Here is a 13,092-nt window from a genome sequence, read left to right as displayed (position 1 = left end):
ACAAGAGTGCGCTGTCCAGGATTCCAGTTATGACGTAATCATCAGCTAGGTCTGATCCTGCTCAATCAATTCAATCCATTCGTTATATTCCGTCTGCAATTTTGTATATTCATCCCGCAATTGGCGGTAATCCGTATTCAGTTGCTCCGCCTTCTCCTGCTCCATCTCACGTTCAACCTGCAGCAAACGCAACTGATTAGCCGCGAGTTCATACCGCTCTCCAATCTCCAGCAGTTCATTTTCCATCGTTTGCTTTTCTTCGATCGCTTCTGCACGCTGCTGGGCAAGCTGCTGCCGCTCGTGTTCCAGCTCTTCTAGCTTCTCCACACTGGCAGCACTTTCTTTCTGCCAGAGATTCAATTCATTCTCCAGTGCAGCCCATCGATCTTGCCAGGACTGTTCCTGAGCCGCCCATTCATCAGCACGACGTTGCCAAACCTGATCTTGTTGTTCCGCTTGTTCTACTCTGGATTTCAGTTCAACCTCCCGTGCGGTCAACTCTTGAAGGCGAGAGGAGAGCTCTGCCTGTTTGGCAGACAATTCTTCATACTTAATCTGCCATTCAAGCGCTTCTTCTTCTGTCTGAGTCAGTAAGCTGCCTTGATCATCAATCCGCGCAGATAGCTGATTGGCATGCTGCCTGGATTCTTCAAGCGCACGCACGATTTCTTTCTTTTCTTCGGTCATCTCATTCAGCTTGCGAGTATAGTCCTCTTCGCGCTGCAGAGCATCTCCATAATCCTTGCGGATTTGTTTATAATTCTCCTGCAGCTTGTTCAGTTCTTCACGCGCATCATTCAACTCAACATCAAGCTCTTTCAGTTGCAGCTCCAAACCATCTGCTTGGGCAATATAACGTTCTGCTTCTTCGCTGGCGTGACGAGCTTCTTCTTTAACAACCGATAATTCATCATGAAGAGACTGTACACCTGACTCCAACGTTTCATTCTGTTCTGCAGCTTCAAGCACCTGTGTCTCCAATTCCCCGATCTCGATCAGACGTTGTTCAGCCTGCACTTTCCAGGACTGCTCGCTCTGCGTCAGTACACCAAGTTCATGTTGTAATGTGCGAACTGCCGCATGAGCCTGCTCAAGCACTTTTTGCAGCCTGCGCTGCTCATCCTCGGATTTCACTTCCGCTTCACGGAGTTTCTTGATTTCCTGTTCAAGTTGACCGTGCTGATCCTGTACTTTTCGCAGCTGTGCTGTCAGAGAAGATTCACGTTCAACGGTCTCGTTATACTGCTGTTTCCATTGCTGTTCCGCTTCCCGGAAATGTTCGGCCTCCGCTTCTGCGTTGCGGAGTTGTTCAGTCAGCAGAGCACGATCAGCTTTTAATTGTTCCAGCTGCTGCTCCAATTCCGTAATTCGACGAATCTGAGCATCCTGCTCCTGTTTGTATACGGCTTGTTCATTGCGCAGCGTTTCAGATTGACTACGTTCTTGTTGGAGCTGTTGCTCTTGATCTACAACAACCTCCTGAGCGTTTTTGAGCTGCTGACGTACCTCGGCTAATTGACTTTCAACATCAGTTAAACGCGACTTGGCTTGTTTACGTTCTTCTTCCAATTGGTGTTTCAGCTTGCTTCGTTCTTCCTGCAACAAAGTCTCGGCAGAAACTGCGGCTTCTCTTGCCTGAGCTCGGGCTGCTTCTTGGATTTGCTGAAGCTGTTCCTCATAAGCCGCTTCTTTTTCCATCCATTCCAATTCAGCCTGTTCGGATGACTCCTTGAACGTTGCATTCAGCTGTTCAATCTCAGCCAGTCGCTTCTGCTCTGCTTGTTGATGCAGTGCGGCTTGTTCTTCTTTTGCCTTTTCAGTCAATTCTTGAACCTGTTTCGCGGCAGCTTGCTCTGCCTGCTGTAAGCGTTGTTCCATTTCAGATTGAAGTTCACGGTATTGAAGCTGCGCTTCTTCCTGCGCTTTTTGCAATTGGGCCTCCGCTTGTTCCAATTCAGACAAAATTGCAGCTTCTGCTTGTTCCTTCGCTGCTTGTATTTGCTGTGCGGCCTGTACCTCAATTTTTTGACGTTCTGCCACGGCCCGAGCTTCCGCTTCTTTCAGTTGGGCTGTCATCTTATCCTGAAGTTCCTTGTATTGTGCAGCGGCTTTGGCCTGGGCTTGCTGCAACTCATTTGCTGAACGTGTCTGTGCTTCCTTCAGCTGCGCTGCCGCATGGTTCTGTGCATTCTTGAGTTGATTCGCTGCTTTTTCTTCCGCTTCTTTAAGTCGCGCCTGCGCCTTCTCTTCCGCGGCCTTTAACTGAGCAACAGTTTGGGCCTGAAGCTTTTGCTCACGACCTGCTGCCTGAGTGCGTTCTTGCTCCAGTAGTGTATTCAGCTTGGCTATTTCTGCCTGCTGATCCTTTTGGAGCTTCGCGATGGCCTGTTCCGCCTCAGTTTTAAGCTTCGTTGCTTCAGCGAGTGCTTGGTCACGGCGTTCCAATTCCTGCTGATGTTCATTTTGTATGGCGTTTAACCGGTTCAATTCGTTTCTCAGTTCTGTACGTTCTCCAGTAAGCATCTTCAGCTCATTCCGGATTTCATGAGTCTGAAGAGACTGTTCAGCCATATGTACAGCCGCCAGCACCGCAATACGCGGAGTATCCAGACGGGAATTTTGCTTGGAGATCGCGCTCATACGCTCATCTACCAGGTTAGCTACTTGTTTCATATAGTCGGCACTGCTGCCAACCAGTTTATAGGAAGTCCCGTAGATCTCTACGGTGACGCGTGTACGATCAGGTGTAGTCACAGTTGTGCCCTCCTTCAAGTCTGTATGTTGATTCTAAGCTGTTTAACAAAAAAAGTCACATCGATCCTCTAATGCTAAGGATTCGATGCGACTTCAAGCAATTCCTGCTAATCTTTGTTCAAAAAATTGACTTATGTTCTATTTACGCAATTCGGCTCCAAATTGCTCCTCCAGACGAGCAACAACACGAGCATGAACCTCGGTAATTTCCTCATCCGTCAATGTGCGTTCACGGTTGCGATAAACGAGAGCCATCGCTACGCTCTTCTTGTCTTCACCCAATTTGCTGCCTGTGAACACGTCGAATACCTGTACGGTTTGCAGCAGCTCACCGGCAGACTCACGGATTGCACGCAGCATATCCCCAGCTTCAATATGTTTACTTACAACAACCGCGATATCCCGCTCAACTGCCGGGAAACGCGGAAGCTCACGATAACGGATATCCGTATCTGCTTCACTATAGATGGCTTCAAGTCCGATTTCTGCGAGGTACACATCGTTCAAATCATATTGCTGTTGCAGTTCAGGATGCAATTGACCCATCGTACCAATCAGTTTGCCCTCTCCGCCATCTTTTGCTTCAAGGTATACCGATGCGGAACGACCAGGGTGGAAACCTTCCGGACTGTTTGCTACCAAACGAATGCGCTGCTCCAGGCCTACATAGGCGAACAGGTTCTCAAGTGCACCTTTTAGATCAAAGAAGTCCACTTTATCTGCCCCCACATTCCACTGCTGGGATGCACGGTTTCCGGTGAGCAACAAGCTCAGGACCGGAATTTCATGCGGCTGCTTCGTCAGATTTTCTTCTTCGGTGAAGAACACACTGCCTACTTCAAATACAGCCAGTGAATCATGCTTGCGGTTCATGTTATACACCGTTGCATCCAACATTTGTGGCAAAATACTCTTACGAAGCACGCTGCGATCCTCACTCATTGGCATAGCCAACTTAACGGCTTTACTGCCTTCTGTAAGAGCAGGGAACAAGGATACTTTATCTGGGTGTACGAACGAATAACTAATCATTTCCTGCCAGCCACTACCTGCGAACAGGCCACGAATCGTACGGCGCATCGCTTGTGCACGCGTGTAAGCACCCGGTGTTGTTGGTCCTTCGATCAACGTTGTTGGAATATTGTCGTATCCGTACAGACGGGCAACCTCTTCAAACAGATCCACATCAAGTGTAATATCCCCTCTGCGGCTAGGTACTTCAACATCAAGCACTCCCTGCTGCGCATCACCACACGCAAAGTGCAAACGAGCGAAGATGGTTTTCACTTCAAGCAGAGACAAATCGGTTCCCAGATAGCGATTCAGTTTATCCAGCGACAGCTGCACAACATGTTTATCCGCTGCGGCTGTTCCAGCTTCCACGATCCCCTGATGAACTTCACCTTCCGCATAACGCTGAATCAATTCGGCCGCACGGTTCAATGCCGTAATGACAGCAGCCGGATCAACTTCTTTCTCAAAACGCATGCTTGCTTCGGAACGCAGCCCCAGTTGGCGCGACGTTTTCCGAACGGTTCCGCCATCGAACTTGGCGGATTCCAGCAACAGGCTCACAGTGGTTTCCGTTACCTCGGAATTCTCGCCACCCATAACACCCGCGATGGCTACAGGTTTAACGCCATCAGTAATGAGCAGCATATGCGGCTCCAGCTTGCGCTCCTGGCTATCCAACGTCACGATCGTTTCGCCTTCTTTGGCCATCCGCACTTCAATGTGGCCCTTCTCCAGTTTATCTGCATCAAATGCATGCAGCGGTTGTCCGTATTCCAGCATGACATAGTTCGTGATGTCAACGATATTATTGATCGGACGGATGCCAGCGGCCATCAAACGATTTTGCATCCACTGCGGGGAAGCCCCGAGCTTGATCCCAGTTACATAGCGGGCTGCATAATGACTGCATTGTTCTGTAGCCGTAATCTCAACCGAGATATGATTCGCAGCTGCATCACTGATTTCGACCAGCCGCTCTTTGGGATCAGGCAGCTTCACTTCACGACCGAGAATTGCACCTACCTCATAAGCTGCACCAAGCATGCTGAGGCAGTCGGAGCGGTTCGGTGTCAGGTCCAGTTCAAGAACATGATCATCAAGACCAAGTACTTGGCTGATTGGTGTACCAACTTCGGTTTGTGCTGGCAGAACGAGGATGCCTTCCTGTTGGTCCTTCGGCAGCAACTTGTCGTTCATGCCCAGTTCTTTCGCAGAGCAGATCATGCCAAGGGATACAACGCCTCGCAGCTTGGCTTTTTTGATATCGAGTCCGCCAGGGAGCTTCGCTCCCACTAGGGCAACGACTACCTTTTGACCAGCATCCACATTTTTCGCACCACATACGATCTGCAGATCTTCTTCCTGTCCGGCATCAATCACACATACATTCAGCTTGTCAGCGTCAGGGTGCTTCTCCTTGCTCTTCACGTAACCGACAACCACTTTGTTCACGCCCTGGTTCCGGTTCTCCACTACTTCAATCTCAATCCCCGCACGGGTGATTTTCTCAGCCAACTCCTGCGGCTCCACGCCTTCCAGCGTAATATAATCAGACAGCCAATCTGTCGATACTCTCATGGACGTTCACTTCCTAATCTATGAATTGGTGTTGCAAATGAAGGGCGTTCGCCCTGTATGCTGGTTCGGTAATTACAGCCGTCCGAATTGTTTCAGGAACGCCATATCACTGTTGTAGAAATGACGAATATCATCAATGCCGTATTTCAACATAGCAATACGCTCTACACCCATTCCGAATGCAAACCCGCTGTATTTCTCCGGATCATATCCACCCATCTCAAGCACTTTCGGGTGAACCATACCACCGCCCAAAATCTCAAGCCAGCCCGTCTGTTTGCATACCCGGCAGCCGCTGCCACCACATTGCACACAAGTAACATCCACTTCAGCACTTGGCTCGGTGAACGGGAAGAAGCTTGGACGGAGACGAATTTCGGTGTGCGAACCAAACATCTCGCGTACGAATTGCAGCAGGGTGCCTTTCAGGTCGCTCATGCGAATATTCTCGCTGATGACCAGGCCCTCAACCTGATTGAACTGGAATGAATGCGTCGCATCGTCATCGTCACGACGGTATACTTTACCCGGACAGATGACTTTTACAGGCACTTCACCTTTCATGCTTTGCATCGTGCGAACCTGAACCGGTGACGTATGCGTACGCATCAACAAATCTTCTGTTACATAGAAAGAATCCTGCATATCACGCGCCGGATGGTTCTTCGGCAGATTCAGTGCTTCGAAGTTGTAATAATCCATTTCAACCTCAGGACCTTCCGCTATGCGGTATCCCATACCAATGAAAATATCTTCGATTTCCTGTACCACTTTGGTCAGTGGATGCAGTCCGCCTTGACGTCCGCGACGTCCTGGCAGGGTCACATCGATTTTTTCGGATTGCAGGCGTTTCGCCGTCTCTTCCTTCTGGAATTGCTCTTGCTTGCTGTCAATGACTTCTTCAATCGCGCCGCGAACATCATTGGCAACCTGACCAATCATAGGACGTTCCTCTGCACTAAGCGCACCCATGCCGCGCAAAATCTCGGTCAGCGCACCCTTTTTCCCCAAATACTTTACACGCAGATCACTCAGCGTCTGTGGATCATTCACGCCAGACAGTTGTTCCAGCGCTTCGATCTTTAATGCCTCCAAACGTTCTTTCATGTGTAAATGCCCCCTTTATGTGGTTAAATGCAACAAAAAAAGGCCTTCTCTCCCCTAAAGGGACGAAAAGACCGTGGTACCACCCTTGTTAGACATTCAGTGCTGCCCGGCCCTTCCGGCCTGCAACATGTTTGCCTCACTCTATACGGAATAACGACCGTTAACCGTTAACCCCTAATAACTCCTGCGACGAATCGCAAGATATGGTTCAGGGAACCGCTCCGGAGTGAATTTCAGCAGCCTTGTTCTACAGAAACGCTCTCAATCCACGGCGCTTCCTCCCTGTCCAGAGGCACTGCTTACTTGTCTCCATCATCACGTTTGCATGTCAGAAAACCTTCAAATATACTGATGATCGTCCATTATTATATGCAAAATCGCTCGAAATAGCAAGCCGTAAAGCCGCATGACAGAACGGTATGCATAAAACTGTGTTTGATTTTGCTTCGTCAATCAATTACTTCTGTTTTCGCAGCTCGTGCAACTGTTTCAAACGACGCTGAATTTTGCGGACCTCCGCAACTTCAGCAACCCTTTCAATTACGTCATCAGGCTTCGTCAACACATTATTGCCCGCACTGTTCATCGGAGACAACAATTCGGACAAACGCATCTCAAGCCGCAGCCGTTCATCATCTGACTCCCGAACCTCAAGGGCGGACTCTCGCAGTTTAATGGATTGCTCCCAATCGTCCACTCCACCTTCATACAGTGTAGCCTTTCCATCAGGTCCCAGATCAAGCAAGCGGCTGGCGAGCACTTTCGTCAGCATGCGGTCATGAGAGACGAGCACCAGTGCTCCGGATGCCTGCTTCAATATATTCTCCATCACTTCCTGTGTGTCAATATCCAGATAATTGGTCGGTTCATCCAGTACCAGCACGTTGGCTCCCCCGAAATATAACCGCAGGAACGCAACTCTGCACTTCTCTCCCATACTCAAATCCCCTATACGCTTGAACACATCATCCCGAGAGAATAAAAAACAACCCAAAATGGTACGTGCAGCACTCTGTGTCATCGATGGAAGAGTGAGCAGACTATCCAGAAGCGTCTCACTTTCCGGTAACCCTTCAAGCTCTTGCGAAAAATAACCGATCTTCAGTTGTGGATGACGTGTAACTTTGCCCTGGGATGGTTCCAGCTCTCCAATCATCAGTTTGAGCAGTGTCGTCTTGCCTGTGCCATTCGGTCCACGTACGGCAAGACGATCTCCACGTTCCACTGCAATCCGAAGGTTGTGAAGTAATGTTCGGCTTCCCGGATAGCCAAAGCTAACATCTTCCAGTACAAGGAGCTGGCGGGCAGCCAGCGTGTTCACTTGCAGCTCCATGTTCAATTTTGCAGCTTCGCGGGGTTTATCCACGCGTTCCTTCTCCAAACGCTCCAGTTGTTTTTGCTTGGCATGGTAACGGGAAATGTTCTTGTTGGCCTTGGCTTTATAAAAGCTCTGGGTGATTTTGACCTCTACATCGGTCGCTGAATTGTGAGCCTGATGAAACCACTGCTGATAATTGCGGATCGTCTCTTCCAGCGCTTTGCGTTCCAACTCCTGCTTGCGGTAGGTTGCTTCCTGCTCACGCAATTCGCGCTCCTTATGGCCTTTGTAGTCCGTGTAACCTCCCTTATATTTGGTCAGCGCATCGGGGCTAAACTCGATGACACCCGTAGCGACCTGATCAATAAAGGTCCGGTCATGAGAGACGAACAACAAAGTACCTTCATAGGTGGAAAGCCATTCTTCAAGCCAGCGCATACTCTCTTCATCCAGATGATTTGTCGGTTCATCCAGAATCAGGAATTTCGGTCTACTGACTAGCAGTCCTGCAAGACGGGCCTTCGTTTTTTGCCCACCACTCAAGGAATGATACGGCCTGCTCCAATGTTCCGACGATAATCCAAGACGTGTCAGCACCTTTTCTACCTCAGTTTCCCACATATACCCGTTCAATTGTTCATATTGTTCCATCGCTATTGTGTAAGCTTCGAGCAGCCGCTGCCCGTCTGACGCTTCACTGCTGCTCATCCGCTCTTCCAGTTCTTCCAGATCACGCTTCACCTCGTAGATCCGTCCACTTTCCTGCCGGACGGCATCAAGTACACTCTTCTCAGGGTCGATCAAGGAGCGCTGGCGCATAAACCCCCACTCCTGCTGCGGAATGTGGCGTTCGATGCGTCCACCACCTTCTTCTTCTCCCAGAATGATGCGCAATAAGGTGGTCTTGCCACAGCCGTTGCGCCCCAGAATAGCAAGCCGCTCCCCTTCATTTATTTCCAGATTCAATCCTGCGAACAACTCATTCCCGTTCCACTCTTTCGATACTTCATGTAAGCGTACCATTGTCATCATGAGGCCTCATCCTTCCTGCATTTCAATATAAAAAAACCGCTGGCATCAGCCGGCGGTCTGGCAATTCAGGATTGGATAAAGCGTCAAAAAACAAGCATAAGATACCCCACGGTATGAACAAAGAACCCTAAAAGGATACAAACAAGCCAGAACAGACTGCCTGTTTCCATACCTGATCCCATTGCTGAATTTGGACACACGAATCCCCTCATTGCTCAGCCGCTTTTTGGCTGACTGCGTATAAACTCTCTGCAGTTACTGGGGTTTAATTCATGTGTTTTACTTCATGGGACGTATGGTTACCTCTCATTCATGTGTAGTATCGATTTCTCCGTTATTGTACCAGATGATGGGGAAAAAGCAAAGGTTTTCAATTCGGATAACTCAAAATCAACTTCTCCATTCAAACATGAAGTAAAATAAACTAACTTTCAAAAAAAGAAAAACCCTTGTTTTCACAAGGGTTTCAGATGTTGCATTAGTTAAGCGGGTGATGGGAATCGAACCCACGCTATTAGCTTGGAAGGCTAAAGTTCTACCATTGAACTACACCCGCGCGATTGACGATCGGGACGACACGATTTGAACATGCGACCCCCTGGTCCCAAACCAGGTGCTCTACCAAGCTGAGCTACGTCCCGTCAAGTTCCGAAGAACATTAACACGAATTTTACAAAACTAATATACCATGCTCATCCAACGCTTGCAACTTCTTTTTAACATCTTGCCCCTAATCTTTCATAATAAAAAGACAGAAGCGTGTTCTACGCCTCCGTCTATCCCTACCCTGTGGGTTTATCTACATCTCTCAAAAACTTTGTTTCAAAATCGGCTGCCACAATCGGTTTGCTGAAAAAGTACCCTTGGGCCTCATGACAATGTTGATCACGAAGGAACGAAAGCTGCTCCTCATTTTCAACACCTTCAGCCGTCACTTTCAACTGCAGGTGATGAGCCATCGACGTAATGGTTGACACAATCGCCGCGTTATTGCTGTCCTCCATCACTTCATTGACAAAGGAACGGTCGATCTTGAGGCGGTCAATGGGCAGATCTTTCAAATAATGCAGTGAACTGTACCCCGTGCCAAAATCATCAATACTGATGTGCACACCAATTTCCTTAATTTTGCGCAGCTGCTCAAACGCCCGATCCTTGTCAAACGTCATGCTCTCCGTAATTTCAAGTTCAAGCCATACAGGTTCCAAACCTGTCTCCTTGAGTATGCCGCTGATGTTATCCAGCAGATGGGAGTGCCTGAATTGTCTCATGGAAAGGTTAACGGATACACACAGTTTGCGATAACCTGCTTCTTGCCACCTTTTATTCTGTGCACAGGCCTCACGCAGTACCCACTCTCCAAGCGGCACGATCAGCCCGCTCTCCTCAGCAAGAGGAATAAATTCCGCAGGGGATACTGATCCTCTCAGCGGATGCTGCCAACGAACCAAAGCCTCCATTCCCACAATCAAACCACTCGCCAGATTAACCTGCGGCTGATACACAAGATAGAATTGCTTACGATCCAGCGCTTTGCGCAAATCATTTTCAAGCTGCAAACGTTCTTGGGCTTTCATCTGCATCGCATGTGCATATCGGTTTAGCTCCAATCCCTGTTCTTTGGCATTATGCAGCGCTGTATCCGCATTCTGGATGATCTCTTCCGGTGAGTCTCCGTCATGCGGGAATATCGCCATACCAATACCCAGCGTGAGATGGTACTCATTCCCGTCTACCGTTACAGGCTTTTCGAACAATTGCAAGATTGATCTTGTCCGCCGCAACGCCGTATCTGTTGTGCAGAAATCTGTCATTGTCACTACGAATTCATCTCTCCCCAGTCCGAAAACTTCCTCTCCCGGAAGTGAAGAATGCTTCAAACGCTGTCCAACCTGACGAAGTACACGGTTAGCCGCTTGCTGTCCCAATGAATCGTTAATCGTTTTGAACCGGTTAATATTTAATACCAAGACTCCGACAAGCTGCTCTTCTACCATAGCTGCATTCATCATCACTTTCAGCCGCTGAGAAAGACGACGGCGATTCGGCAGCCCAGTCACATCATCATGGTGAGCAATAAAATTCATTTTCGCTTCAGCCACCTGCTGCTTGAGAAAAGGCGTATCCACTACAGACGAATACAGTCCCTTCTGGATGAAGAAATAGCCCAAACAATCACTTAACAGACCTAACAACAGATTAAGATCATTCATCTTCGTAGCAGAGACAAAGTAACATTCTCCAAAGAAAAAACAAAGAATTGCACAAAGGATGGTAGGCAGATCAGCGTCTTTGCCTTTTTTCCATTGAAGGAACAACATGACCGCAGTCACCCCATACAGGATTCCAATCAGAAAGTGAATTCGGGTAAACATGCCGCCAATCACATTGCCCTCCAGCAAGTTTGGCAATATAGCCCATTCCTGAATGGCCACCGTATACAAAACAACAAAAATACCCAGTGTTCCGCTGAAGAGTAAAAATTTGCGTGGTAACGCAATTTCCCTCTCTCTGACTGCATATATATACAGCAACCCTGCCGCACAAACAATAGATCCAAGCGACATCATCTTCAGCGAGAACTCCGACTCTGCCATCGCGCCATTGGGCATTTCTTCGGCAAAAGAAACGATGTGAACCAATTCAAACAAACCAATCAGTAAAAACAGCGTAGTCATAAGAACCCTTCGGAGGGTCAGTCTTTGAGTCTGAAATAACCAGCTTTGATTATAAATGCCGATACAGGCCGCTGCCGCGGCGAAGCCACCCAAGAGTGTCAAAACCGGGTAACCCGATATGATCAGATCAGAGCTTGCAGAAGAACGAAACCATTGACTTGCGAGGAAACACAATAAGCCGCCAACCGCGACCCAACCTATTTTTCTCTGATCTTGCTGATTAGCCTTCATGCCGTGTTTGTCCTTCCCGGGGTAACCTATCCTGAAATAAACTTAACGATATATATAAATCTACATTGTTACAATATTCGACATTTTATATCTACCAACGTTCAATTCACATGTGAAAACATGCTATCTGGTACATAATAACATTTATTTCCGCAGACGTGAACAAAAAAATAAACGCTCCTAGGAATATTTATTCATAGATATGTAGAAAAACAAGGCAATAAGAACTAAAAAAAACATGAACCCCCCATAGGAGTCCATGTTTTTTTAAATTTGCAACTGTATTTAAGACTATTTTTCGCCCCATTTACATCTTTCGACTTAAAACGCTAATGCGCTAAAGTTTTAGATGAATTGCATCCAGCTCTTTTTGACTTGAAATCAATTCGAGAAGCATGCCGCAAACTTATTTGTCAAAATTCACTTCTGGTGTTGTCAGTTTATCATAAAAATCAACAACCTTATCTTTGTCTTCTGACGAACGCAGTGCCATCGCCGAGCGAGGATGCTCGTCCAATGTACCTGTAATCATATAAGGCAAAATGTAACCCCATTCTTCTTTTTCACGGAGAGGAACCATCAATTGCTCCAATACACCAAGTACAGGACGCAGATTGTATTTCGTGCCTTTCAAATGAGCTACAAGCAGTTCAGTCGGACAATTCCCTGCAGCACGTCCCATACCGTATACGGAAGCATCCAGCAGTTCAACTCCAAGCTCAGCCGCTACCAACGTGTTTGAGAACGCCAGCTGCATGTTATTGTGTGTGTGAACGCCAAGGCGTTTGTTCGGCAGATGAGTTTTGAACTTCTCCACCAGATATTTCACATCGTTATGATCCAGGCTGCCATAGGAGTCTACTATGTATACAACATCCACAGCACTTTCCTTGATCAGTTCAAATGCTTCCAGCAGTTCATTTTCCATAACATTAGACAATGCCATAATGTTCAGTGTCGTTTCATATCCACGATCATGGAACGTTTGAACCAGAGCAAGTGCCTTGTCTACATCCTTGCTGTAGCAAGCTACACGGATCAGATCCAGCATGCTTTCGCTGCGTGGCAAAATGTCATTCTCGTCCACACGTCCAACGTCAACCAGTGCAGACAATTTGGTATTTCCTTTTTGCGGAATCACTTTGCGGAGGAAATCATCATTCAGAAAACGCCACGGTCCTGCTTCTTCTGCACCTTTCAAGAGCTTAGGTGAATTTTTGTATCCAATTTCCATATAATCAACGCCAGCTTCATTCAATCCAGCATAGAGCTGTTGAACAAAGTCCACGCTAAAGTCCCAGTTATTTACCAATCCGCCATCACGAATTGTACAATCTACTATTTTGCAATGATTTGTCTTCATTAATGTCTGCTCCTTTT

The 13,092-nt window shown here is 47.7% G+C and carries 6 protein-coding genes and 2 tRNA genes; all 8 read right to left on the bottom strand.

The features are described 5' to 3' along the window. Positions 1-45: 45 nt before the first annotated feature. Positions 46-2,754 carry a hypothetical protein gene (locus MHB49_RS09915; protein ID WP_405156003.1) on the bottom strand — a complete coding sequence of 903 codons (2,709 nt, stop codon included), beginning with the start codon at positions 2,752-2,754 and terminating at the stop codon, positions 46-48. A gap of 138 nt (positions 2,755-2,892) precedes the next feature. Further along, positions 2,893-5,346, bottom strand: a complete 2,454-nt coding sequence (gene pheT / locus MHB49_RS09910; protein ID WP_405156002.1) for a phenylalanine--tRNA ligase subunit beta — start codon at positions 5,344-5,346, stop codon at positions 2,893-2,895. Between the two features lie 72 nt (positions 5,347-5,418). Next, positions 5,419-6,453, bottom strand: a complete 1,035-nt coding sequence (gene pheS, locus MHB49_RS09905) for a phenylalanine--tRNA ligase subunit alpha (RefSeq protein WP_405156001.1) — start codon at positions 6,451-6,453, stop codon at positions 5,419-5,421. 457 nt (positions 6,454-6,910) lie between these two features. Further along, complete coding sequence (gene abc-f, locus MHB49_RS09900) at positions 6,911-8,803, bottom strand: ribosomal protection-like ABC-F family protein (RefSeq protein WP_405156000.1); 1,893 nt, start codon at positions 8,801-8,803, stop codon at positions 6,911-6,913. Between the two features lie 485 nt (positions 8,804-9,288). Next, a tRNA-Gly gene (locus tag MHB49_RS09895) sits at positions 9,289-9,359 on the bottom strand. A gap of 11 nt (positions 9,360-9,370) precedes the next feature. After that, positions 9,371-9,444 (bottom strand) — tRNA-Pro (locus tag MHB49_RS09890). Positions 9,445-9,585: 141 nt separating this feature from the next. Beyond that, positions 9,586-11,712 carry an EAL domain-containing protein gene (locus MHB49_RS09885; protein ID WP_247901654.1) on the bottom strand — a complete coding sequence of 709 codons (2,127 nt, stop codon included), beginning with the start codon at positions 11,710-11,712 and terminating at the stop codon, positions 9,586-9,588. A gap of 406 nt (positions 11,713-12,118) precedes the next feature. Further along, the gene (locus MHB49_RS09880; RefSeq protein WP_053780435.1) at positions 12,119-13,075 is read right to left on the bottom strand and encodes an aldolase catalytic domain-containing protein; all 957 of its coding nucleotides are present in this window, start codon (positions 13,073-13,075) and stop codon (positions 12,119-12,121) included. Between the last annotated feature and the right edge of the window lie 17 nt (positions 13,076-13,092).

This window comes from Paenibacillus sp. FSL K6-0108 (assembly GCF_045040695.1).
Lineage (GTDB): Bacteria > Bacillota > Bacilli > Paenibacillales > Paenibacillaceae > Paenibacillus > Paenibacillus pabuli_B.
The sequence above is the reverse complement of the archived record's forward strand: the minus strand, read 5'-3'. Positions and strand labels throughout refer to the sequence as shown.

Excerpts from the sequence above, each read along its gene's own strand:
- pheT (WP_405156002.1), bottom strand. The coding sequence starts at position 5,346 with ATGAGAGTATCGACAGATTGGCTGTCTGATTATATTACGCTGGAAGGC.
- pheS (WP_405156001.1), bottom strand. The coding sequence starts at position 6,453 with ATGAAAGAACGTTTGGAGGCATTAAAGATCGAAGCGCTGGAACAACTG.
- abc-f (WP_405156000.1), bottom strand. The coding sequence starts at position 8,803 with ATGATGACAATGGTACGCTTACATGAAGTATCGAAAGAGTGGAACGGG.
- MHB49_RS09885 (WP_247901654.1), bottom strand. The coding sequence starts at position 11,712 with ATGAAGGCTAATCAGCAAGATCAGAGAAAAATAGGTTGGGTCGCGGTT.
- MHB49_RS09880 (WP_053780435.1), bottom strand. The coding sequence starts at position 13,075 with ATGAAGACAAATCATTGCAAAATAGTAGATTGTACAATTCGTGATGGC.